20 protein-coding genes and 1 other RNA gene are annotated in these 25804 nt (G+C 22.9%); 10 read left to right on the top strand and 11 right to left on the bottom strand.

Annotation, left to right across the window (positions count from 1 at the left end):
• Window positions 1–395: 395 nt before the first annotated feature.
• The 4 genes from pcnB to thrC all read left to right on the top strand — a co-directional run bounded on the left by pcnB (window position 396) and on the right by thrC (window position 6813).
• Complete coding sequence (pcnB, locus tag BUCIKOCA2762_RS00665; RefSeq protein ID WP_154028444.1) at window positions 396–1622, top strand: polynucleotide adenylyltransferase PcnB; 1227 nt, start codon at window positions 396–398, stop codon at window positions 1620–1622.
• A 491-nt stretch (window positions 1623–2113) separates the two neighbouring features.
• Window positions 2114–4567: a bifunctional aspartate kinase/homoserine dehydrogenase I gene (thrA, locus tag BUCIKOCA2762_RS00660; protein ID WP_154028442.1), complete on the top strand. Its 2454-nt coding sequence runs from the start codon at window positions 2114–2116 to the stop codon at window positions 4565–4567.
• An 18-nt stretch (window positions 4568–4585) separates the two neighbouring features.
• Window positions 4586–5518 (top strand): homoserine kinase, encoded by a 933-nt coding sequence (gene thrB / locus BUCIKOCA2762_RS00655; protein ID WP_154028440.1) that lies wholly within the window; start codon window positions 4586–4588, stop codon window positions 5516–5518.
• Window positions 5519–5520: 2 nt separating this feature from the next.
• On the top strand, window positions 5521–6813 hold the full coding sequence (thrC, locus tag BUCIKOCA2762_RS00650; RefSeq protein WP_154028438.1) for a threonine synthase: 1293 nt from the start codon (window positions 5521–5523) through the stop codon (window positions 6811–6813).
• A gap of 89 nt (window positions 6814–6902) precedes the next feature.
• Here the strand turns inward: thrC and ychF are convergent, their stop codons facing one another.
• Complete coding sequence (gene ychF, locus BUCIKOCA2762_RS00645; RefSeq protein WP_172598350.1) at window positions 6903–7991, bottom strand: redox-regulated ATPase YchF; 1089 nt, start codon at window positions 7989–7991, stop codon at window positions 6903–6905.
• A gap of 64 nt (window positions 7992–8055) precedes the next feature.
• On the bottom strand, window positions 8056–8637 hold the full coding sequence (gene pth / locus BUCIKOCA2762_RS00640) for an aminoacyl-tRNA hydrolase (RefSeq protein WP_154028435.1): 582 nt from the start codon (window positions 8635–8637) through the stop codon (window positions 8056–8058).
• A 543-nt stretch (window positions 8638–9180) separates the two neighbouring features.
• Here pth and rnt point away from each other — a divergent pair.
• Window positions 9181–9846, top strand: a complete 666-nt coding sequence (gene rnt, locus BUCIKOCA2762_RS00635) for a ribonuclease T (protein WP_154028433.1) — start codon at window positions 9181–9183, stop codon at window positions 9844–9846.
• A 29-nt stretch (window positions 9847–9875) separates the two neighbouring features.
• Here rnt and grxD read toward each other — a convergent pair whose 3' ends face one another.
• Window positions 9876–10205: a Grx4 family monothiol glutaredoxin gene (gene grxD / locus BUCIKOCA2762_RS00630; RefSeq protein WP_172598363.1), complete on the bottom strand. Its 330-nt coding sequence runs from the start codon at window positions 10203–10205 to the stop codon at window positions 9876–9878.
• Window positions 10206–10423: 218 nt separating this feature from the next.
• Here grxD and ssrA point away from each other — a divergent pair.
• Window positions 10424–10799: a transfer-messenger RNA gene (ssrA, locus tag BUCIKOCA2762_RS00625) on the top strand.
• Between the two features lie 390 nt (window positions 10800–11189).
• Window positions 11190–11729: a nucleotide exchange factor GrpE gene (grpE, locus tag BUCIKOCA2762_RS00620; protein WP_154028429.1), complete on the top strand. Its 540-nt coding sequence runs from the start codon at window positions 11190–11192 to the stop codon at window positions 11727–11729.
• A 61-nt stretch (window positions 11730–11790) separates the two neighbouring features.
• Here the strand turns inward: grpE and ung are convergent, their stop codons facing one another.
• Entirely contained in the window at window positions 11791–12435 is a 645-nt protein-coding gene (ung, locus tag BUCIKOCA2762_RS00615; protein WP_154028427.1) for a uracil-DNA glycosylase, read from the bottom strand.
• A gap of 263 nt (window positions 12436–12698) precedes the next feature.
• Between ung and BUCIKOCA2762_RS00610 the strand changes: the two genes are divergently transcribed.
• Both BUCIKOCA2762_RS00610 and gyrA read left to right on the top strand, forming a co-directional pair.
• The gene (locus BUCIKOCA2762_RS00610) at window positions 12699–13301 is read left to right on the top strand and encodes a peroxiredoxin (RefSeq protein ID WP_154028425.1); all 603 of its coding nucleotides are present in this window, start codon (window positions 12699–12701) and stop codon (window positions 13299–13301) included.
• 135 nt (window positions 13302–13436) lie between these two features.
• Window positions 13437–15935: a DNA topoisomerase (ATP-hydrolyzing) subunit A gene (gene gyrA, locus BUCIKOCA2762_RS00605; protein WP_154028423.1), complete on the top strand. Its 2499-nt coding sequence runs from the start codon at window positions 13437–13439 to the stop codon at window positions 15933–15935.
• Between the two features lie 96 nt (window positions 15936–16031).
• Here the strand turns inward: gyrA and pta are convergent, their stop codons facing one another.
• From pta to prfA, 5 genes are all read right to left on the bottom strand, one after another.
• A complete protein-coding gene (pta, locus tag BUCIKOCA2762_RS00600; protein WP_154028421.1) occupies window positions 16032–17018 on the bottom strand; it encodes a phosphate acetyltransferase in 987 nt (328 codons plus the stop codon).
• Window positions 17019–17144: 126 nt separating this feature from the next.
• Entirely contained in the window at window positions 17145–18347 is a 1203-nt protein-coding gene (locus BUCIKOCA2762_RS00595; protein WP_154028419.1) for an acetate/propionate family kinase, read from the bottom strand.
• A gap of 122 nt (window positions 18348–18469) precedes the next feature.
• Window positions 18470–19279: a tetratricopeptide repeat protein gene (locus tag BUCIKOCA2762_RS00590; RefSeq protein WP_154028417.1), complete on the bottom strand. Its 810-nt coding sequence runs from the start codon at window positions 19277–19279 to the stop codon at window positions 18470–18472.
• 59 nt (window positions 19280–19338) lie between these two features.
• Complete coding sequence (prmC, locus tag BUCIKOCA2762_RS00585) at window positions 19339–20178, bottom strand: peptide chain release factor N(5)-glutamine methyltransferase (RefSeq protein WP_154028415.1); 840 nt, start codon at window positions 20176–20178, stop codon at window positions 19339–19341.
• Between the two features lie 23 nt (window positions 20179–20201).
• Window positions 20202–21275: a peptide chain release factor 1 gene (gene prfA / locus BUCIKOCA2762_RS00580; protein ID WP_154028413.1), complete on the bottom strand. Its 1074-nt coding sequence runs from the start codon at window positions 21273–21275 to the stop codon at window positions 20202–20204.
• Window positions 21276–21488: 213 nt separating this feature from the next.
• On the opposite strand from prfA, the gene BUCIKOCA2762_RS00575 reads away from it, so the two are divergent.
• Window positions 21489–22430: a ribose-phosphate pyrophosphokinase gene (locus BUCIKOCA2762_RS00575; RefSeq protein ID WP_154028411.1), complete on the top strand. Its 942-nt coding sequence runs from the start codon at window positions 21489–21491 to the stop codon at window positions 22428–22430.
• A gap of 324 nt (window positions 22431–22754) precedes the next feature.
• Here BUCIKOCA2762_RS00575 and BUCIKOCA2762_RS00570 read toward each other — a convergent pair whose 3' ends face one another.
• The gene (locus tag BUCIKOCA2762_RS00570; RefSeq protein ID WP_172598349.1) at window positions 22755–24044 is read right to left on the bottom strand and encodes an NADH-quinone oxidoreductase subunit N; all 1290 of its coding nucleotides are present in this window, start codon (window positions 24042–24044) and stop codon (window positions 22755–22757) included.
• Between the two features lie 224 nt (window positions 24045–24268).
• A complete protein-coding gene (locus tag BUCIKOCA2762_RS00565; RefSeq protein ID WP_154028407.1) occupies window positions 24269–25738 on the bottom strand; it encodes a complex I subunit 4 family protein in 1470 nt (489 codons plus the stop codon).
• Window positions 25739–25804 lie beyond the last annotated feature (66 nt).

Here is a 25804-nt window from a genome sequence, read left to right as displayed (position 1 = left end):
AATTATTTATTAAAAATTTAACAATAATATTTAAAAATATTTTATATTTTAAATATATAAAATTTATTTATTACGTTAATAATAGAATTATTTTAATAAAAATATAATTAAGATAATATTTAATTAAACGAATAAAATATTAAATTTATCTATATCACCATGCTATATATTAGTATAATATTAATCATGAATATAATATTCATTAATATATTTAACTAATATTTAATATATTAACAGATAAACTAAATATATAATTTTATAAAAATTATACATTTAATATTCATAATTAATAAAGATATAAAATCTATCAAAATACCATAAATTTTTATGTAATACAAAACTACTAATTTCAAAAAAACTATATATAAATATAAAAATAGCGTCGATATTACTATATGAATCTAATTATAAAAAAAAATCATAATATTTCTCAAAGAAAAATCAGCAAAAATTCTATGAAAGTATTATATAGATTAAATAAATCAGGTTATGAGGCCTACCTCGTAGGTGGCGGAGTTAGGGATTTATTATTAAGTAAAAAACCAAAAGATTTTGACATCGCTACTAATGCAAAACCAAATGAAATTAGAAAACTATTTAAAAATTGTAGATTAATAGGACGACGTTTTATTATCGCACACTTAATCTTTAAAAACGAAATTATCGAAGTATCAACATTTCGAGCAAAAAATAATACTGCTAAAAATCATAAACTGTATTCTCCTAATATAAAAAAATCAAATAACGGAATGTTATTATGCGATAATAATTTTGGAAAAGTTGAAGAAGACGCTTATAGACGTGATTTAACAATTAATGCTCTATATTATAGCATCAAAGATTCAGGAATTCGAGACTATATAGGAGGTATTAAAGATATCAAACAAAAAATCATCAGATTAATCGGTGATGCTGAAACTCGATATCGAGAAGATCCTGTGCGTATGTTACGAGTTGTTCGATTTTCAGTACGACTAAATATGTATATAGATAAAAAAACCGAAGCGCCTATTAACAAATTATCAAAATTACTAACTAATATTCCGCCAGCCCGACTATTTACTGAATCTATAAAATTATTTTGCTTTGGATACGGTTATTTAACTTACATACGATTAAGAAAATATTCTTTAGTATATTCTTTATTACCATTTTTATTAAATAAATTTAGTAAAAAAAATACTATTTTTTTTAAAAATATTATTATTTATTGTTTTAAAAAAGTAGATTTCCCTACTACTAAAAAAAAACTACGATGTCCTGAATTTTTATTTGCATCACTATTATGGTATCCATTAATAGAAAAAATAAAAAAATTATTAACTCGTAACAAATTAAAATATTTAAAAGCATATTCTATGTCTGTTCATTATATTTTAAAAAAATATTCAATTTTATTGGGAATACCTAAAAACATTTTATTAAATATTGAAAAAATATGGAATTTACAAAAAGATATAGAAACTAAAAAAAACTGTGAAAATAAAAAAATTATTCAAAATAATATTTTTTTTCAAGCTTTAGAGCTTATCTCATTACGTTCCAGAGCAGAAAACCAAAATGAATTAAAAAAAATTTTATTTTTTTGGAATAAAAAAATATTTTTTTTAAAAAAAATATAAATTAAATATTTAATGATATACACTATCAAATAATTTTTATAAAATCATAAAATATCAATATTTATTATTTAAATATACATATTGATGTATATCAAATATATTAGTAATAATAAATTACCTATACTATATTATCTTATCAGAAATAATATTTTTAAATTTAACTAATATTTAAAAAAATATTCCAAATATTCAATATAAAATATTATTTTATCTTTATAATTTCATAATAAATTAATTTTAAAAAAGAAAAAAAATAAAAAATATGTTACAATTTATTAATTGTCCTCATAATATATTTTATTTTTAATAAAAATATTATTTATATAAATAAAATATTATATTTTAAACATTTTTCATATCATTCAAATAATACAATCAAATACAATTAATATTATAAAAATATTTGCCATTATAATAATTTACATATAGTAAAAAATACCATTACTGATAAATTAAATCTAAAATAATGATTTTTACACGAGATTATATTTATGAAAACGTTAAAATTTGGAGGTACATCACTTGCAAACGCAAAAAAATTTATACAAGTATCTTCAATTATTATTAATCAAGTAAAAAATGATCAAATAGCTGTTGTACTATCTGCTCCAGCCAATATAACTAACCAATTAGAAAAAATTATTAAAAAATGTATCTTTCAACATACAGTTCCAGTTAAAACTTTAACTACTATTAAAAATTTTTTTTTAAAATTAATAGAAAATTTATATATCATAAATAATAAATATTCTGCTAATAAAATAAAAGAAAAAATAATAATACAGTGTAAACAATTACACGATTTATTATATAAAATACAATTTTTAAATAACTGTCCGGATAAAATTTACGCTAAAATAATCTGTATGGGAGAAATCCTATCCGTTAATATCATGGCTGAACTTCTAATAGTATTAGGATATAATATTACTATATTAAATCCAGTTACATTAATATTAGCTAATTCTAATTATATTAACGCTATTGTTGATATAAATGAATCTAAAAAACGTTTTCAACAATTAAATATTTGTAAAAAAAATATTATTCTTATGCCCGGTTTTATTGCTGGAAATAAATCTAATGAACTAGTTGTATTAGGAAGAAATGGATCAGATTATTCAGCTACTATATTGTCTATATGCACTAATTCTCATACATGTGAAATTTGGACAGATGTAAATGGAATATATACTTGTGATCCTAACATCATAACAACCGCGCAATTATTATCAGAAATTACGTATCAAGAAGCACTAGAATTAGCTTATTTCGGCGCTAAAGTAATTCACCCAGCTTCAATAAAACCATTACAACACCATAATATTCCGTGTATCATAAAAAATACTAATAATTCTAATCATCCAGGAACATTAATAAATAAAAAAAATAAAGATAATTTTGATATCATTAAAGGAATTACACATTTAAATAATATTATTTTAATAAAAATATATAGTACTAAAAATTTTAATATACAAAATATTTCACATAAAATATTTAACTATATACACAATAATAATATTTCCATATATTTATTAAACCAATCTTTATCGATTAATACTATTAGTTTTTATATACAAGAACATCACTCATTAAATATTAAAAAAGAACTAGAAAAAATACTTAGTATAGAAATACAAAAAAAATTATTAGAACCAATTCTTCAAATTAAACATCTAAATATTATCTCTATAATCGGCAGTAATATAAAAAAACACAACATTAATATTATAAAAAAAATTTGCTTATCTCTTGAAAAATTTAACAATAAAATACTTGAAATATCATATAATATATCCAATATATCATTATCGATAGTATTAGATTCTACAAATACCATCAATATAATAAAAAATATTCATGATTTTATAATTAACAAAATTATACCCATAAATATTTTTTTGATTGGTATTGGCGGAGTGGGATTAGAATTATTAAAAATAATTTCAAAACAACAAAAAAAATTAAAAAAAAAATTTATTCAATTAAACGTTAATATAATCGCTAATTCAAAAAAATATATTGTAAACAAAAAAAATATCAATTTAGATAAATGGAACAATAACTTTATTATTTCTAATAAAATTTTTAATTTAGAAAAAATTTTATTATTAGCAAAAAAATATGGATATTTATATCCAATATTAATAGATTGTACAGCTAGTCAATACATAGCAAAAACGTATAATACAATTTTAAAATCTGGTTTTAATATTATTAGCGCTAATAAAAAATCTAATTCATCATTATTATCTAATTATTTATCTATTCGTAAAACAGCTAATAAATATAATAAAAAATTTTTTTATGAAACACATGTTGGAGCTGGATTACCAATTATTAATAATTTAACAAATCTAATAACATCTGGTGATCATTTAATTAAATTTCAGGGTATTCTATCAGGTTCTATGTCATATATATTTGGACAATTAGATAACGGTACAACCATATCAGAAGCAACTAAAAAAGCACAAAAATTAGGATTTACTGAACCTAACCCAAAAGATGATCTTTCCGGAATAGATGTAGCAAGAAAATTATTAATTTTAGCGAGAGAATTCGGATATTCAACAGAACTATCGGATATTACTATTGAAAAGATCCTACCAAAATCTTTTGAAACTATTAATAACAAAAAAAAATTTTTATCCAAACTAAAAAAATTAAATAATCAATTTATTCAAAAATTTAATCACGCAGAAAAAAAAAATAAAGTATTACGATTTGTAGGTACCATCAAAAATAATGGATTATGTAGTGTAAAAATAAAATCAGTCAGTAATAAAAATCCATTGTACCATATTAAAGATGGAGAAAATATATTTGTATTTTATACAAAATATTATCAACCAATTCCTTTAATAATACGTGGTTACGGAGCTGGAAATAAAGTAACAGCATCAGGTATTTTTTCTGATTTATTACGTATTATACTATAATATTATGAGTTTAAAAAAATGATAAAAATTTATGCTCCTGCTTCCATCGGAAATGTTGGTGTGGGTTTTGATATTTTAGGAGCAGCTATTACGCCAATAGATGGCGCTTTATTAGGTGATTGCGTGTCAATAAAGTCATCAAAAACCTTTCAGCTAAACTGTTTTGGAAATTTCTCTACTCATTTACCTAAGGATATAAAAAAGAATATCACCTGGAAAGCATGGAATTGGTTTAATAAAAAAATCAACAAAATAAAACCAATATCAATTACATTAGAAAAAAATATGCCTATTGGATCTGGATTAGGATCCAGTGCATCATCTATTGTTGCTAGCGTATTGGCATTTAATAAATTTTACAACACTAAACTTACAAAAATAGAACTAATAAAATTAATGGGTACATTAGAAGGTAGCATTTCAGGAGGTATTCATTATGATAATGTAGCTCCGTGCTACTTAGGAGGATTACAATTAATTACCGACGATATCCATCGTCCTACACAAACACTTCCTATATTTAAAAATTGGTTATGGATTATTGCATGGCCCGGAATTACAGTATCTACTTCTTCTGCAAGAAATATTCTACCGTTACATTATAGTAAAGAGATATGCATTCAAAATAGTCGCAATTTATCAACTTTTGTACATGCATTATATACAAAACAATCTGAATTAGCTATCCGATTCATGAAAGATACTATCGCAGAACCATATCGAATATCATTAATAAAAAAATTTTTATATATAAAAAATTCTATAACTCAATTAGGAGCGTTAACATGTAATATTTCAGGTTCCGGTCCTACATTATTTTCAATATGCTTGAATATTTCTGTTGCAAATAAAGTGAAAAAATGGCTAGAAAAAAATTATATTAAAAATAATCAAGGATTTGTTCATATTTGTAAAATTGATCCATTAGGTGCTAGAAAAATCAGGATATAATTATGAAATTATACAATTTAAAAGATCATAACGAAGAAGTAAACTTTTTAAACGCCATTCAAAATGGTTTGGGAAAAAAGCAAGGATTATTTTTTCCAAAATATTTACCAAAATTTAATTACCACGACTTAAAAAAATTAATAGATATGGATTTTATTACTCGTAGCGCTTATATACTTTCACATTTTATATCTGACGAAATATCATTAAATGATCTAAAAAACCAAATTAAATCTGCGTTTTCATTTACCCCACCAATTATAACTCCAGTTACTGAAAATATATCATGTTTAGAATTATTTCATGGACCAACATTAGCATTTAAAGATTTCGGAGCAAGATTTATGGCTACTATGCTTTCTTACTGGAAAAATGAAAATTCTACTATGACAATATTAACAGCTACGTCAGGTGATACTGGTGCTGCTGTTGCCCATGCTTTTTATCGTATGCATAATATTCGCGTTGTTATTTTATATCCCAAAGGGAGAATTAGCGCATTACAAGAAAAATTATTTTGTACTTTAGGAAAAAATATACATACTATCGCAATTGACGGAAGTTTTGATGATTGCCAATATTTAGTTAAAAAATCTTTTAATGATAATAAATTAAAAAATAAAATTGGTTTAAATTCTGCTAATTCCATTAATATTAGTCGATTATTAGCCCAAATTTGTTATTATTTTGAAGCATTTGCATTAATACCTGCAAAATATCATAATGATATCGTTATATCAATACCTTGTGGTAATTTTGGAAATTTAACTGCAGGATTAATTGCAAAATCATTAGGATTACCTATCAAATCTTTTATTGCAGCTACTAATTCAAACGATACAGTACCGCGATTTTTAAAAAATGGAATTTGGAATCCACATAATACTATATCTACTATTTCAAATGCTATGGATATTAGTCAACCTAACAACTGGCCAAGAGTAGAAGAATTATTTAAAAGAAAAAAATGGAATTTACAAAATTTAAAATCTAAAAGTATATCTGATCATGATACTAAAAAAACACTTCAAGAATTACATAAAATCGGGTATATATCAGAACCACATGCGGCTATAGCATACAAAGCGTTAAAAAGTAATATAAAAAAAACAGACTTTGGATTATTTTTAGGAACAGCCCATCCATCTAAATTTCAAGATACAGTAGAAAAAATTTTAAAAATTAAACTAAAATTACCAGATTCTCTACAATCAAGAGTTAATTTAAAAAATCTCTCATATCCAATGAAACCAAATTTTCTAATATTAAAAAATTTTTTACTGAACCAAATTTAAAAAATTTAATAATTTAGAGAGGTATATCTGCATCCTCTCTAAATTGTTATTAATATATAAACTATATTTATAATCATATATCATATTATTTATACATTAAATAAAAAATTTATAATATCACCATCTTGAATAACATACTTCTTTCCTTCACTACGTATTTTTCCTAATCGTTTAATTTCATTAATATTACGATAATTTATGAGATCATTATATGAAATAATTTGAGCTCTGATAAATCCTTTAGAAAAATCAGTATGAATTAAATTAGCTACTTGAACGGCTGTTTTTTCCGCTTGAAAGATCCATGATCTTGCTTCTTTTGGTCCTGCAGTAAAAAAAGTTTTTAAATGTAAAAAATCACATAACTTTTTAATGAATTTATTTTTATCTAAACTATTTGAATAACATCTATTTTTTTTATATAATTGATCATTAATGTTATTTGATATCATTTTATTTGCATTATGTAATATAACAGGAAATGTAGTAGATATATCAATACAATTATCTTTACAAAATTTATTTATATCAACATTTAAATCTATATCATTCATCATATTTAAAACATAAATCATAGGTTTTAAAGTTAAAAATTGATATTGTTTTAATACTTTTAATTCTTCTGTTGTAAATGCGACATTTTTTAAAAAAATTCCAGATTGCAACTCACGTATACAACGCTGTATTAAATTAATAACAATATTATTAATAATATCTTTTTTTTTAATTAAAACAATATATCGTTGAATAATTTTTTCACACAAATCTAAATCAGATAATAATAATTCTGTATTAATAATGCCAATATCGCGTGATGGATCAACATTATCATATACATGAATAATATCGTTATTTTTAAAAAAACGAACAACTTGTATAAGAGCATGACATTCTTTAATTTTTTCTAAAAATTTATTTCCCAATCCTTCTCCTGTAGAAGCTCCTTGAACCAATCCAGCAATATCAATTAAAATAACAGTACTATATACAGTATTTATAGCTGAAACACAATTAGCAATTTTTTTTAATCGACTATCAAAAACAGATACTACCCCAACATTTGGTGCAATTGTACAAAAAGGAAAATTTTTTGAAGGAATATCTAATTTTGTTATCGCATTAAATAATGCTGATTTTCCTACATTAGGTAATCCAATAATACCAAATTTATATACCACAATAATTTATACCTATAAAATTTATTAATAAAATTTAAATACGGATATTAATATAAAATAATTATCACATTTTTACAGTAATTATTTTATTTGCTAAAAATTTTTTATGATAAATTTTATTTTTAGTCAATAAAATAAATTTAAACATTGCTTTTTTTATCATATTCATTTCTATTGCATTAGGAGGATTCAATACAAATTTTGATATATACTTTTTCTGTTCAGGACGACCAATGCCAATACATAATTGCATAAACTTATTCTTATCTGTGAAACAACTTACAATACTTTTAACTCCATTATGTCCATTATGATTTACACCCACTTTTATTTTTAAAACTCCTGGAAGCAAATCTAATTCATCTCGTACAATTAAAATATCTGATAAAGCAATTTTATAAAAATATGATAAAGCATATACAGAATGACCACTTACATTCATCAAAAGATTTGGTCGTAAAAAATAAATTTTATTATTATCTACTGTAATATAAGAAACATATCCTAAAAATTTTTTTTTAAAATTAAATGAAATTTTATAAAAATCAGATAACATATTAACAAACCAATGTCCTACATTATGTCTAGTATGACTATATTGATGTAAAGAATTACCAAGACCTACAATCATTTTTATTGTACTCAAAATACCTTCTTATAAAAATTATATTGTTAATGATAATATATCTTAAAAAGATATATAAAATATATTGTATATATAAATATTATTTATGTATATATTAAAAATTATCTATGTTAATAAAATACTTGTCACTTTATTAACATTTTATTTAAACCTTGCTAACAAATAAATTAAAATTTTTCTAATAACTAAATTATCCTTTAAACAATAAATAATTGTATTTATTGCATAAAAAAATTGTTTAAAAAAAATACAATTTAATAAAAAATTAACTATATAAATTATATCAATACAAATATTGAGTTTTAAAAAAGTTAATATTAATAATATTTAATATTTGACACTATTAATAGTAATAATATACTAAAATATCATTTTATATATATCAACTATAAATATTATTTATTGTGCTAATTCAGTATATAATATATACAATTATTATTATTACCTAAATATATTAAATAAGTTGAATGAAGTTATTATCATTTTATTGTATAAAAACACAAATATAATAAATTCATAATGCATACTAAAATTGAGATATTAATGTCTAAAAAAAAAAACTTACGATTCACTATAAAAAATCGATTTAGAGGATTTTATCCAGTTGTTATAGATATAGAAAGCGCAGGATTTCAGCCCAAAACAGATGCTTTATTAGAAATCGCTATTGTAACATTAAAAATGAATAAATTAGGGTGGTTAATGATAGACGATACTTTACACTTTCATATTATACCTTTTAAGGGATCCATTATAAAAGCAGAATCTGTAGCATTCAATAAAATTGATCCTTTTAATCCTCTTAGAGGAGCTGTTAGTGAACAAAATGCTTTAACAAATATCTTTAAACTAGTTAAAAAAAAAATAAACACTAACAACTGTAAAAAAGGAATATTAGTAGCACACAATTCAAATTTTGATCATAAATTTTTAATGGCAGCAACTAAAAGAGTTAAATGTATTAAGAATCCATTTCATCCTTTTACTACTTTTGATACAGCTGCACTAAGTGGTTTAATTTTTGGTCAAACTGTGCTTGCGAAAGCATGCCAAATAGCCGGAATACCCTTTGATGCTACCCAAGCACATTCTGCGTTATATGATACTATGCAAACTGCATATCTTTTTTGTGAATTAGTAAACCGATGGAAACGATTAGGTGGATGGCCTCCCAATATATCTCATCGCCAAAAAACCGATGAGATATAAAATTTATATTTAATCAAATTTAATAATTATTAGTCCTTATTAATGTTGTTCTGACACTTTTGAATTAAACGTAATAATTCACCACTATTCGATAATTCTGTAATTATATCGCATCCTCCTATTAATTTTTTATTAATCCATAATTGAGGAAAAGTCGGCCAATTTGAATATTTAGGTAAATATAAACGAATATCATTATGCTGTAATACATCAACATAAAAAAAATTTGAAGTATATAAAGATAAAATTTGAATTGCTTTAGCAGAAAATCCACAACTAGGATGTTCAGGAGATCCTTTAATATACATAACAATACTATTATCTTTCAGCTGTTGTTCTATTTTCTTAAAAACATCTATCATATAAAAATCACTCATTAATGTAACATTAAATAAAATATTTAATTTGAATTATATAAAAATAATAATATTTTTAATATCATTAAAAAATTAAATACAACTATATTATAAATATATATAATATATAAAAATAATTTAAAAATACTAAAATAATTAAAATAATTTACATATATTATATTGTTTAAATTAAATAGATCTATTATACTATTATAATAAATGGGGCTGTTATGGATTTGACAAAATATATAAAAATTATTGTTGCATGTCGAGGATTGGTTTGCCTCGTTAAAAAACCAATTTAATTAAATGCAAAAAAACAAAATTACGCTTTAGCAGCTTAAAAAACTAGATAAAGCCCTTTCTCGCTATTTTATTTCTTCTCTTAAATAAAATAGTTATATTTAGAAAGGTTACATAAAAAAAGAGATAACTTTAATATGTTAATCTTGAAACAATAAAGTTAAATTTTATCAAGATAAATGATAATACTTAGTTTATTGAGTATTATTACTCTTTATCTAAAAATAAACTAAACATGTAGATCAGTAATTTGAATAATTTTGGACGCGGGTTCGAATCCCGCCAGCTCCATAAATTTATGGTAAATTATTTAAATATATACAATATAAAAGATATTAAAAATAATTAAATGATTTAACAATTTTTAAAATTAATATATATTAAAATTTCTTAAATATCAAACATACTAAATAAACAATTAATATTAAATAAAATTTAATATCACTGATATACATAAATCTATATTTATCTATAATCATACATTTATATATGATTATAAATTCATATCTTTAAATTATATATTAAATATATCCAAATATACTATAAAATATCCGATATATTTATTAATAGTAAAATACTGTTAAATAGTAATAAATTATTTGAATAATTCAAATTTTTAACAAATTTTATCTGAAATTATATTTAAATAATTTTTAAATTAAAACTCTATTTTGAAGAAAAAAAATGCAAAAAAAAATAAATCAAAATGAAAAAAATACTCTAGATCAAATATCTCCTGTAGATAATCAAAAAGAAAAAATAATAAATAAAATTAATAAAATAAAAAAAAAAATTCAACAATTAACAAAAGAACAAAAAAATATACAATTAAGATATTATGCTGACATCGATAATCTTATAAAGAAAAATAAAAAAGAAATAAAGTTCATTAAAAATAATAAATTTAAAAATTTTTTAAAATCTGTAATTCCTATTATTGATAAAATTGATAATCTAGCAAAAATATCAATAAACTCAAATTCTATACAAAAAACAATTACAGAAGGTATACAATTAACTTTCAATTTATCTGAAAAAAACCTAAAAACATGGAATATTAAAAGAATAAATAAAATTAATATACCATTTGACCCCAAAATACATTTACTTGCAACAAATCAAAAAATAAACGATGATTCCAATAAAAAAATAGTAAAAACAATAAAAGAAAACGGATATGTTTTAAAAAAAGAAATTATTAAAAAGGCTATAATTACTATATAATAAAAAATTTTTTCAATTTTAATAATAAAATTATATCAATATTATTAATATATAATCATAATTACATATCTTTAAACCAATCAATCGGTTGTTTATTCTGATACTTTAATATCATATTTGTTTTCAAAAAATGTCTGCATCCAAAAAAACTACGGTAACATGATAATGGTGATGGATGCGACGATTTCAAAACAAAATGTTTATTTTCATTAATAAATTTATATTTTTGACTAGCATAAGATCCCCATAATATGAATACTATTCCAGTCCGTACATAACTAATAAGTTTAATTACTTCATCAGTAAAAATTTCCCAACCTAATCCTTGATGTGATCGCGGACATGCGTGAGAAACAGTTAATATAGAATTCAATAAAAATACCCCTTGTTTTGCCCATGATTCTAAACATCCTCTCATATTAATATTATTAACTAAAAAATTATTTTTTAATTCTATAAATATATTTTTTAAAGAAGGAGGTATCGTCACTGAATTAGGAACAGAAAATGATAAACCATGAGCTTGTCCAAAACGACAATATGGATCTTGTCCTAAAATCACTACCTTAATATTTAATAAAGGAGTTAATAAAAAAGCGTTAAAAATATTTTTTTTGGGGGGATATATTCTTGTATCTTGACTAATGTTATTTAATGCATTCCATAAATGAATAAAATATTTTTTTTTTTTCTCTATTAAAAAAATTGGTCCACGATTGAATTGAGTAAATCATAATAATTAAATCCTATATAAATATAAAAATTTTTTATATTAATAAATTAAAAAATTTAGTATGACTGTTAATTCATTATCAATATTATTAATTTTTGCATATATAAAAATATATTTTTACAAATATTTTTTAAAATAAATATGTAATAATTAAAATTATGATATAGTATATCATACCATAATAAAATTATGTATAATCAACTACAATAATTCACTATAATTTATAGGTAATTAAAATGATTTTAGTGTCCAAAAAAGCTCCTGATTTTACTGCACCAGCTATTTTACATGATGGAAAAATAATCAATAATTTTAATCTTTACAAATATTCTAACAAAAAAATAACAGTATTATTTTTTTGGCCAATGGATTTTACGTTTGTATGTCCATCAGAATTAATTGCGTTCAATAATTCATATAATGAATTTAAAAACAGAGATGTAAACATTATCGGTGTTTCTATTGACTCAGTATATGTACATAACGCATGGCGTAATACTCCGCCCAATGAAGGAGGTATCGGGATAGTACAATTTCCTATGATATCTGATGTCACCAAAACCATACAACAATCTTACGGGATTGAACATGAAGAATTAAAAATAGCATTACGAGCTTCTTTTATAATAGATCATAATAACATCATCCGACACCAATCTATTAATGATCTTCCAATTGGTCGTAATATACAAGATATTCTTAGAATAATTGATGCGCTTAAATTTCATATAAAATTTGGTGAAGTTTGCCCAGCTAATTGGAATCCGGGCAAAGAAACAATTACAGCCACACCAAATGGAATAAAAAAATATTTATCTAAAAATTTTAAAAAAATATAATTTATCATATAAAATATATAGTTAAAATAAAATATTTATACTAATATTTTATTTTAATACACTAAGTATTTGTCATTTAATTATAAATTAGTTAATAAATTATAAATATAAATTATCTACAGAGATAGGAAATAAATGAAAGACATTGCACAAGAAATCAAACAGGTCAATATTGAAGATGAACTAAAAAGATCTTACCTTGATTATGCTATGTCTGTAATCATTGGTCGTGCCCTACCTGATGTAAGGGATGGATTAAAACCTGTGCATCGTAGAATATTATTTGCTATGAATGTATTAAATAATGAATGGAATAAACCGTATAAAAAATCGGCACGAATTGTAGGTGATGTTATTGGTAAATATCATCCTCATGGAGATTCAGCAGTATACGATGCTATTGTGCGAATGGCACAACCTTTTTCATTAAGATATACATTAATTGATGGACAAGGAAATTTTGGATCTATTGATGGAGATTCCGCTGCTGCAATGAGATATACAGAAATACGTATGTCTAAAATTACAAATGAAATGTTAAGTGATTTAGACAAAAATACAGTTAATTTTATTTTAAATTATGATGGTACCGAAAAAATACCTGAAATTTTACCGGCTAAAATCCCCAATTTACTTATTAACGGATCATCTGGAATTGCGGTAGGTATGGCTACCAATATTCCCCCTCATAATCTAAAAGAAATTATTAACGGATGCATCGCATATCTTAATAATCCATCAATTACATTAAAAAAATTAATGATACATATTCCGGGACCCGATTTTCCAACAGCAGGCATAATTTATGGAAAAAACGGCATCGAAGATGCTTATCGTACTGGTAAAGGAAAAATATCCGTTAGATCCAAATATTCTATTGAAATTAATAATAAAAACAAAAAAGAATCATTAATAATATACGAATTACCATATCAGGTTAATAAATCTAAATTAATTGAAAAAATTGCTTTATTAATAAAAGAAAAAAAAATTATAGGTATTTCTACTATTCGCGATGAATCTGATAAAGACGGTATGAGGATAGTAATAGAAATAAAAAAAGATTATATCACTAAAGTAGTCCTTAATCAGTTATATACAATGACTTCATTACAAACTTCTTTTGGAATTAATATGGTTGCACTATCATCAGGACAACCAAAACAAATGAGTTTAAAAAGTATTTTAAAAGAATTTATCGAGCACAGAAAACAAATTATTACTCGAAAATACTTATTCAAAATAAAAAAATATACAAAAAAAATACATATTCTAGAAGGATTTTATGTTGCTTTAAATAATATTAATAAAATTATTGAAGTTATAAAAATTGCAAATAATAATCAACATGCTAAAAAAAATTTAAAAAAAATGATTTGGAAAAATAAACTCACTATTAACCATAAAGATGGTATCCACCATGATCTATTAAATTTTAATTTTAGTAAAAAACAAGTAAATGCAATTTTAAATATTAAATTAAATAAACTAACTAAATTAGAAAAAAATAATATTTTTGATGAATATAAATATTTAATTAAAAAAAAAATAAAATTAAGACAAATATTATCAGATTCCTATAAATTAAAAAAAATTATTAATAACGAATTATTAAAAATAAAAAAACAATTTTCTGATATACGAAGAACTAAAATTATTAGTAAAACATCTGAAATTAATATGGAAGATATTATCGTACAAGAAAGTGTTGTAGTAACATTATCGCATTCCGGATACGTAAAATACCAACCAATTTCTGACTATAATGCACAAAAAAGAGGAGGTAAAGGAAAATCAGCCGCCAAAACTAAAGAAGAAGATCACATAGAAAATTTATTAGTAGCTAATTCTCATGATACAATTCTATGTTTTTCAAGCAGAGGAATACTTTACTGGATGAAAGTATATCAATTACCTGAAACAAGCCGTCATGCTCGCGGACGCCCTATAGTTAACTTACTACCTTTAACTCAACAGGAAAGAATAACAACGATTTTACCTATATCAGAATATAAGCCATCAATAAATATTGTCATGGCTACTGCCTTAGGATTTATCAAAAAAACACCATTAAATCAATTTCAAAAACCAAGAAATACAGGAATAATTGCTATTAATTTAAGAAAAAATGATGAATTAATTGGTGCAAAACTAACTAATGGTAATAATAATATTTTAATGTTTACATCTAAAGGAAAAGTAGTCCAATTTTCTGAAAATGAAATAAGAAATATGGGACGTACTGCTTCTGGAATTAAAGGAATTAAAATTCTTAATGATGATAAATTAGTCTCTCTACTCATACCCAATAAAAAAGATGATATACTCATAGTTACTGAAAACGGATACGGAAAAAGAACTAAAATAAACCAATTTCCAATTAAATCACGTGCAACTAAAGGCGTAATTTCTATAAGAGTCACCCCTAAAAATGGAGTTGTTATTGGAGCAATACAAGTACGCCATAATAATCAAATAATGATAATTACAAACGCAGGCACTCTTGTTAGAACTCGAGTATCTGAAATTACGATTTTAAAAAGAAATACTCAAGGAGTTATTTTAATTCGAACTACAAAAAATGAAAAAGTTGTTGGTTTACAAAAATTATCACATACCCCTTTATTATCATAAAATTACTATTTTAAAATAAAATTTATTATAGTAATTTTACGAATAAAATTATATATAGTAAAATTTACTATATTTATATAAAATTAAACATTAATATTAAAATGATTGAATTACTGTCATCGCAGTAGTATAGACTATATCGTCTATAGATGCTCCTCGTGACAAATCATTAACGGGTTTTTGTAAACCCTGTAAAACGGGTCCAATAGATATAATACCTGAAGAACGTTGAACAGCTTTATATGTAATATTTCCAGAATTTAAATCGGGAAAAATTAATACTGTAGCGTGACCAGCTACTTGTGAATTTGGTAATTTAATACGAGCTATTGCTGATGAAACAGCAGCATCATATTGCATCGGACCATCAATTAACAAATTTGGCTTAACATTTTTTACTATATCAATCGCTTCTCTAATTTTATATACAGAACTACCTAAACTTGAATTACCTGTAGCGTATGATAACATTGCTATTTTAGGAGATATTCCTAAAGAATTAGCCGTTTTAGCTGATTGTATTGCAATTTGAGCCAGCGCATTAGAATCTGGATATTGATTAATTGCGCAATCACCATATATTAATACTTTATCGGGAAATAACATTAAAAAAATTGAAGATACAAAAGAATTAATACAATTATTTTGTATTAATTTAAATGTCGGACGTATAATATCTGCTGTAGTATTTTCAATACCTGCTACTACACCATCTACATCATTCTGATTTAACATCATAAGTGATAACACTATATTATTATCTAGTAAATTCAAAGAGTCTTGATAGCTTTTAATATCTTTTTCTTTTCTCATATTGAATAAATTTTGTGCATAACAATTACGAATACTATCTGGATTAATAATTGTCACATTTTCATCTATAATAATTTTTTTTTTTAAAGCAACCTCATGAATGTACTTCTTATCTCCTAATAAAATGCATCTTGATATATTTAACTGACTACATATAGATGCAGATTCAATAATTTTTATATTATTCCCTTCGGGAAAAACGATAGTTTTAACTAACGAACTAGATTTTTGTTGTAAAAACAATTTAAATTTTTCTATACAATTTTTCATATATATTTATTAACATAATTAATAAGATTAAACAATTCATTTAATATAAAACTATATATTATATATAACACATAAAATATTTTATCAATAAATTTAATATTCTGTGTATATTAGTACATATATAATTTATTTTAATAAATCATACGTTTCTTTAGCAATAACTTGATTTTCATTAGCCTTTATTACAAGTATTGAGCTACTAGCTGAAGTGTTTATAAAAAATATTTTTTTATTATTTTTTATATTTTTTTTAACATCAACAAAAAAATTTAATAAAGACAATTTTTTTATAATTTTTTGACGTATAAAACTAGAATTTTCCCCAATCCCTCCCGTGAACACAATCGCATCTAATCGTCCACACATTAATGAAGAATATCCGCTAATATACTTTGTTACACGACGACAAAACATATTAATAGATAATTTTGCTCTTTTATATGTACTATATCTTTTTTCTAATTCCCTAAAATCACTAGTTACAGAACTAATACCTAATACACCTGACTCTTTTGTTAGTATTTTTTGTACATCAATAACAGATATTTTTAACTCTTGAATCATATAAAAAATTATATACGGATCAATATCTCCACATCGAGTTCCCATCATAAGACCTTCTAATGGCGTCAAACCCATAGATGTATCTACTGATTTACCATTTACTATTGCTGTAACAGATGATCCGCTACCTAAATGGCAACTAATAATATTTATTTGATCAATAGATTTATTTAAAAATAACGAACATTGTTGCGTTACATATAAATGATTAATACCATGAGCACCATATCGACGAATAGAATAATTCTTATAAAATTGATAAGGAATTGCATATAAAAATGATTCTTTGGGTATTGTATGATGAAAAGCAGTATCAAATACTGCTACATTACTATTTTTTAATTTTAACATCTTCTGTAAAGATACAGTAATAGCAATTACATGAAATGGATTATGCAGAGGAGCAAAAATAGATAATTGTTTAATTTTAGATAAAACATAATCATTTATAATCATTGATTTATTTAAATGCTTTCCGCCATGCACAACACGATGACCGATACCAATTACATAATTTAAATAATTTTTGTACTTTACAGATAAAGTATTAAAAATTAATATAATTAATTGTTTATATGAATCTATTTTATTAAATTTATTCAATAATTTTTTATTCATAAAATGATCATATATCATTAAAGATGTTATATGTTGTACTGACTCTACCATTCCATCAAGATATATAATCGATTGAATTGGATCAATTATTGAAAATTTAACAGAAGAACTACCACAATTTAATACTAAAATCAATTTTTTTGTCATAAAAATCTCTTTTTAAAAATAAACATATCTTAAAAATAAAAATTATATTAATAATAAATTTAGTTTATTAAAATTAACAATAGCCATTAATAAATAAAAAAATATTTTTAATAAAATTATTTTTAATGTAAAATAACTTTTTTTCGTTCAATAGAATTAATTTGCATTTTAATGATGTCACTAACAGGATCTTCAGGACACTGTTCAACAAAATATAATAAGTCTGAAATAGCTACATGATAACATTTTAATTGAGAAAAAATTAATCCTCTATCTCTAACTTCATACGGATCTTTAGGTTTAAGTTGTAATAATATATTACTGACATTTAAAGCTAATTCAATATTTCGTTCTTCAATTAAAGCTATTTTTAACATGTCTAAAATTTTTTGTATAACAATTAATGAAGTTGATTCTTGTAAATCACTATCTTGTAACTCAGTAGAAGGACTAATATTACCTTTTAACCAAGCTTTCAAAGTATGTTTGCTAAGAATTTCTCCGTCAATAGGATTAATATAAAAAAATTTTTTTTCTAAATTTTGAAATTTTAAAATCAATTGTGTCGGAAAAATTACTGGTTTTATAATCATATTTAATTGACTAGCAATATATATTAATATAATTCCTAAAGAAAATGAATTACCTTGGTTAGATAAAATCACTGTATCTAACCAAATCATATCAGATAATTTGTATTTATCCGTAGAACAACCAAAATTCCAATTTTTATAAAATATCAATAATAACTGCTCTAATTTTTTCATTTCTGATAATTGATCAGAAATAAATAATGATACTTCTTGTATTTTTTTGATATACATGTTCATAATTTTTGATTCACAAAAATCAAAACGAATATTTGCTATGATTTTAACCATAACTTCAAATAAAGACATTTCAGAAAAATTAATATTATTCAAATCTATCATATATCATCCTAAATATTTATCAATAAAATTAAAACATGTATAAAAAATTTTATAAAAAATTATCTTATTTTTTTTAAACAACCAAACGTAATTCTATTACGACTAGAATAGTCTTTTATTGAATATATTTTTATAAAAAAATTAGTTTTAAATATCTTTCTTACTATACTAGTTTGTTTATAACAATGCTCAATATATAACCATCCCATAGAAACAAGATGAAAACAAGCATTTTCTACAATATATTGTATACATTCTATCCCTTTCTTACCTGCAACTAATGCGTTATACGGCTCAAAAATAAGGTTTTTTTTGGAATCATAAAAATTTGTTTCAGATAAATATGGTGGATTACAAACAATTACATGAAATTTTATTGAAGGAATACGTGAAAACCAGTTACTATAAATAAAACAAACATTCTTAATACTTAGTTTTTTAGCATTATATCGCGCTACCGATAATGCATGTAAACTATTATCTATACCAATAACTTTACACTGAGGACATTCTGTAGCTATTGCTAATGCAATTGCACCACTACCAGTTCCTAAATCAAGAATAAAACTACAATTTAAAGAAATTCGTAATAAAACTTGTTCAACTAAAATTTCTGTGTCTGATCTAGGAATTAATACAAAAGAAGACACAAATAAAGAAAGGGACCAAAATTCTTTTTTACATATAATATATGCTATAGGCTCTCCTGATATTCGTCTATCTAACAAATTATTTAAAATAAATAAATCATTATCTTTAATTTTTTGTGTAATATTTAAAAATAATTCTTCTTTTGAACATTTTAATACATAACATATTAAAACTTCTAAATCTAATTGTGCTGTCAAAATATTAACTAATTTTTTTTTAGCATGAAATAACCATTCTAAAACTTTCATTTGTTATATACACCAATATAATTCTATTCTGTCATTAACAATAAATCTGCTTGATATTCTCTTAATAACGGATCAATAAATAAATCTAATTTACCGGACAAAATTTCATTTAATCGATATAAAGTCAAATTAATGCGATGATCAGTTACTCGATTTTGAGGAAAATTATATGTTCTATTTCGGTCTGACCTCGATCCTGTACCCAACAAATTTTTTCTCATCAATGAACTTTCTGATTCTTTTTTTGCGTTCTTTTCTGCATAAATTTTAGCAGATAATACTGATAATGCTTTTTCTTTATTTTTATGTTGAGATCGTTCATCTTGACACTCAACTACATTACCTGTAGGAAGATGTGTAATACGAACTGCAGAATCAGTCGTATTAACATGCTGCCCGCCAGCTCCTGAAGAGCGAAAGGTATCAATTTTTAAATCAATAGTATTTAAAATAATTTTTTCTGATTTAGGTGCTTCGGGCATGATTGCTACCGTACATGTTGAAGTGTGTATACGACCTTGAGATTCCGTTTGTGGAACCCGTTGTACTCTATGACCTCCAGATTCAAATTTCAACCGTTTACAAACTCCAATCCCAATAACTTTTAAAATAACTACTTTATAACCTCCTTGATCTCCAGCATGCATATTAATGATATTGACCTTCCAAGATCTTAAATCAGCATATCTCATATACATTTTACATAATTCTCCAGAAAAAATTGCAGCTTCCAATCCTCCTGTTGCAGCTCTAATTTCAATAAAACAACTATTTTTATCATACGGATCAATTGGAATCAATAAAGTTTCTATCTTTCTTTCAGTTTTATTTTTTTTTTTCAGTAAAACACATAATTCTTCTTCAGCTAATTCACCAATAACTGAATCTCGTAATAATAATTTAATATTTTTTATTTCTGATTTTATTGATAACCACAAAACAAATAATTCATTTAATTCAAATAATTCTGATTTTTCTTTAGATAATTTAAAAAATTCTTCTTTATTAAATTTCTTATAATTATTTGATAATAAAAATTCTAATTCTGTATATCTTTTTGTTAAATTTTGTAATTTTATAATTATTGATTTTTTCATAAAAATACCCATTAACTTAAAACCGCAAAAATATAAAAAAATAATCTTAAATAATAATCATAACATAATATAAGTAAACATATACAATAAATTCATGTAATTACATTATTAATTATTTTAAGTTAAAAATAAAAAAATATTTTTAAAATTTATAATTTCTATATAATATAATTATTTATAAAATATACTATATATCAAGAGAAAGAGATCAGTATGGAAAAAATCAAATTATTTTCAGGAAATTCTGTTCCAAATTTAGCTCAAAAAATAGCTAATCAATTAAATACTACACTAGGAAAAGCTACAGTAAGCAAATTTAGTGATGGAGAAATTAGTGTTCAAATTAATGAAAATATAAGAGGATCTGATGTTTTTCTGATACAATCAACATGCGCGCCTACTAATGATAATTTTATGGAATTAATAATTATGATAGACGCTCTCAGACGCGCTTCAGCTGGACGTATTACAGCTGTTATTCCTTATTTTGGATACGCTCGACAAGATAGGAGAATCCAATCATCTAGAGTTCCTATCACAGCAAAAGTAATTGCCGATTTTTTATCAAATGTTGGAGTCGATCGTATCTTAACAATTGATTTACATGCTGAACAAATTCAAGGTTTTTTTGATATTCCGATAGATAATATCTCTAGCAGTCCTTTATTGCTAAAAGCATTATTAAAAATTAATTTTTTAAATCCTATATTTGTATCACCAGATATTGGTGGAATTATTAGAACACGAACCATTGCAAAATTATTACACGATTCTGAAATGGCAATTATTGATAAACGTAGACCGAGCGTAAATGCTTCACAAGTAATGAATATTATTGGAAAAGTAAAAAACAGAGATTGTATCTTAATAGATGATATTATAGATACTGGAATTACTTTATGTAAAGCAGCAACTGCTCTCAAAAAAAGAGGAGCGCATAGAATTTATGCATATGCTACACATCCTATTTTTTCGGGCATAGCCGATAAAAATATAAAAAAATCAAATATAGATGAATTTATAATATGCGATACAATTCCGTTATCTAAAAAAATAAAATTTTTAAAAAATATACATATATTAACAGTATCAAATATGCTGGCAGAAGCTATCCGAAGAATTAATAAAGAAGAATCAATTTCTGAAATGTTTTAAAAATTAATAATTATAATTTATAATATTCATATTAAATATAATTAGTATATATAATTATATAATTAATTTATATATAAAATAATAATACAATTAAAATTCAAGATATAAATAATAAAATGTTGGAAAAAATTCCAACATTATATTATTTTAAAAAATAAATTTATACATTAAGAATGTTAATCAATATTTAAAAATAATTTTTGTATGCAATAAATGAAATATTGATTTAATATTTAATTGAAAATTAAAATTTACTATATTTAATCAATATATTTAAGAATTTTTAATAAAATACTATTTATATTAAAATTTATATAAATCATATCAAAAAAAATCATATAAAAATTGCGGAAAAAAACCCAATAATATTAAAATAACTCCAATACATATAACTAAATATTTTTGCAATATAGTAACATTCAGACGATTCGATACATGCGTTTTTTTTAATTCAACAGGCTGCTTACAATACAAACTGTAAATAATGTTTAAATAACTATATGTACCTACTATACTACTTAACATCATACATATTACCGTAATAAAAAAATTTTTATAAACTAAATGTTTAAAAACAAAAAATTTTCCCCAAAATCCTATTGTTATAGGAAATCCAGATAAAGATAATAAAATTATCGTCATCATAATTCCTAAAATAGGGTCATACCAAAATAATCCAGTTAATGAATTATTTTTTGTATCATGTATATTTTTAATCAAAATATTAAAATCAATAATACTTTTAATGCCAAAAAAACCAAGCAATCCTATTAAATAGCCAAATATATATATATTAATATATTTAGTCATATATATATTCTCTTTTTGAGAATACGTTATTATTAAAATTAATAAAAAACCAAGATTAGAAATAGACAAATATCCAATTAATCTTTGAATCTTATTTTGTAGAGCTGCTACTAAATTACCGAATAAAAGAGAAAATATCGCAACACAATATAGTATATTAAATATAATTTTTATCTTATTTAAATAAGGAATATAATATAGAAAACGCACCAAAAAAGACAAAATAGAAATTTTAGTAATTGTCGAAAAATATATTAACGCACAAGAATTAGTATATTGATATATATCCGGAGCCCAGATATGTAAAGGAAATAATGATAATTTTAAAAAAAGAGAAAATAAAACCATAAATAATCCAAAAAAAACAACACTACTATACATAATAGTAGGATAATATATAAAAATATATGTAAAAAAAGAAAAACATAATCGACCTGAAACAAAATAAATAAAAGAACAACCTAATAATAGTAAAATGGACGAAAAAACTGATACAACTAAATATGTTAATATAGCAGACCAATTAAATTTATTTTTTGGAAATAAAATTAAAACACCCAATATAGGAAAAAATAATAATTCTATTCCTATAAATAAAGTAGAAAAATTAAATGCAATAGATACTAAAATTCCACCAATAGTAGATAATAAAATAAATGAGTAAAATTCTGTCGAATACATATTTCTATATAGCATCCAAGGATACGCAAATATACATGTACATAAACTAGAAAAAAGCAACATAAAAATATAAAAATAAGAATATTGATCTATTTTAATTAATTCAGAAACATACTCTAACATAAACACTTTTAAATACAAAATAATCATTATACTAAACAATAAACCACATATGACAATTATACTTTCCAAAAATAAATTTTTTTTATAAAATGAAATATAAAAAATTATTATAATAGAACAAATCAATGATAAAATTGGCATTATTAGAATAATACTGTCAAATAATTTAATCATAATTTTATTACCTGGTTATTAACACTACATATAATCATGATATACCTAATTTATATATCCGATAAAAATTTTAAAATAAATTTAGGATATAATCCTAAAAAACACAAACAAAATACAAATACAAATAATATAATAAAATCAAAAAAATTTAATTCATTTTTTATAATAGATAATTGGTTAGAACTATAACATACTCGCTGTATCATTATTAAAAAGTAAATAGAAGACAAAAATAAACCAAAAATAAAAAAACATCCAAGAATCGGATATTGCATAAAAATACCAAATAACATCATAAATTCACCACTAAAATTTCCAGTCATAGGTATATTTAACATTGCTAGAGAAAAAAATAAAAAAAATGATGGAATAAAATTCATATAAGACCACAATCCATTCATGCAATAAATATTTTGAGTATTGATATGAATAAATATTTTTCCATTTAAAATTAATAACGCAGCTGTAGAAACAACAGATGATACCAAATATAATAAAACACCTTGATAAGCAACTATACTATTACTATGTATAGCAGCAAAAATAATACCCATACTAGAAATAGTAGAATATGCTAATAATCTTTTTATATTTTTTTGAGAAAACGCCATGATAGAACCATAAAACATTGAAAATAAACCAATAAACATTAAAAATAAAGATAAAATATGAGACGTACGAGAAAAAAATACTAAATAAAATCGTAATAATCCATATACAGCTGGTTTTAATAAAATTCCTATTAAATCCACTGATCCTGAAGGAGAAATATGCTCTTGCATATCAGGCAACCAACCGTGAAACGGAAATAATGGAATTTTTATAATAAAAGATAACAACAAACTAAACATTAAAAAAAATTCAGTATATATAGACATCTTGACATTCTTTAAAGCAAAATAATTAAACGTCCAAATTCCAAAATTACTATAGTATACACACGCTATATTCAATATAAAAAATAATAATAAAAAACCAGATATTTGTGAATAAATAAAAAATTTACGAGCAACATAAATAATATCATAACAATTTTTACTATTTTTATTCCAAAAAATAATTAAAAAATACATAGGAATTAATATTAATTCCCAAAATAAAAAAAATAAAAACATATCAAAAGATAAAAAAATACCAAACATACCCGATATAATACACAATAAAAAACCATAAAATATTCCTATTTTATTATTTAATTTATACCACTCACAGTACACGGAACATAATCCAATTAAAGAAGTTAGTAAAATCATTAATAATGATAAATTATCTAAACCCAAATAAATCGAAATACCATATTCTGAAAACCATATTTTGTGGAATGTAATAAATAATGTATGAATAGCAATATTTTCTTTAAATATACCGTTACTAGTAAAATAAATAAATAATGCAACTAATAAACAACTTGCCATAGAAAAAGCAGCTATATAACGAGGAATTCTCTTATCCAAAAATCCCATCAATACTGATAATATAGCTCCTAATAAGGGAGCTAATATAAAAATTAAAAGTATCATACAATATATTATCCTTACTATATATATAGATATATAAAAATTTATCAAAATTATTACAATATCATT

Origin of the sequence: Buchnera aphidicola (Cinara kochiana kochiana) (assembly GCF_900698905.1) — a bacterium.
GTDB lineage: Bacteria > Pseudomonadota > Gammaproteobacteria > Enterobacterales > Enterobacteriaceae > Buchnera_F > Buchnera_F aphidicola_W.
Note: the sequence above shows the minus strand (reverse complement) of the source record. Positions and strands in the feature narration are given on the sequence as shown.

Bases quoted from the DNA above. Each gene is read 5' to 3' on its own strand.
- pcnB (WP_154028444.1), top strand. From the start codon at position 396: ATGAATCTAATTATAAAAAAAAATCATAATATTTCTCAAAGAAAAATC.
- thrA (WP_154028442.1), top strand. From the start codon at position 2,114: ATGAAAACGTTAAAATTTGGAGGTACATCACTTGCAAACGCAAAAAAA.
- thrB (WP_154028440.1), top strand. From the start codon at position 4,586: ATGATAAAAATTTATGCTCCTGCTTCCATCGGAAATGTTGGTGTGGGT.
- thrC (WP_154028438.1), top strand. From the start codon at position 5,521: ATGAAATTATACAATTTAAAAGATCATAACGAAGAAGTAAACTTTTTA.
- rnt (WP_154028433.1), top strand. From the start codon at position 9,181: ATGTCTAAAAAAAAAAACTTACGATTCACTATAAAAAATCGATTTAGA.
- grpE (WP_154028429.1), top strand. From the start codon at position 11,190: ATGCAAAAAAAAATAAATCAAAATGAAAAAAATACTCTAGATCAAATA.
- BUCIKOCA2762_RS00610 (WP_154028425.1), top strand. From the start codon at position 12,699: ATGATTTTAGTGTCCAAAAAAGCTCCTGATTTTACTGCACCAGCTATT.
- gyrA (WP_154028423.1), top strand. From the start codon at position 13,437: ATGAAAGACATTGCACAAGAAATCAAACAGGTCAATATTGAAGATGAA.
- pta (WP_154028421.1), bottom strand. From the start codon at position 17,018: ATGAAAAATTGTATAGAAAAATTTAAATTGTTTTTACAACAAAAATCT.
- BUCIKOCA2762_RS00595 (WP_154028419.1), bottom strand. From the start codon at position 18,347: ATGACAAAAAAATTGATTTTAGTATTAAATTGTGGTAGTTCTTCTGTT.
- BUCIKOCA2762_RS00590 (WP_154028417.1), bottom strand. From the start codon at position 19,279: ATGATAGATTTGAATAATATTAATTTTTCTGAAATGTCTTTATTTGAA.
- prmC (WP_154028415.1), bottom strand. From the start codon at position 20,178: ATGAAAGTTTTAGAATGGTTATTTCATGCTAAAAAAAAATTAGTTAAT.
- prfA (WP_154028413.1), bottom strand. From the start codon at position 21,275: ATGAAAAAATCAATAATTATAAAATTACAAAATTTAACAAAAAGATAT.
- BUCIKOCA2762_RS00575 (WP_154028411.1), top strand. From the start codon at position 21,489: ATGGAAAAAATCAAATTATTTTCAGGAAATTCTGTTCCAAATTTAGCT.
- BUCIKOCA2762_RS00570 (WP_172598349.1), bottom strand. From the start codon at position 24,044: ATGTTAGAGTATGTTTCTGAATTAATTAAAATAGATCAATATTCTTAT.
- BUCIKOCA2762_RS00565 (WP_154028407.1), bottom strand. From the start codon at position 25,738: ATGATACTTTTAATTTTTATATTAGCTCCCTTATTAGGAGCTATATTA.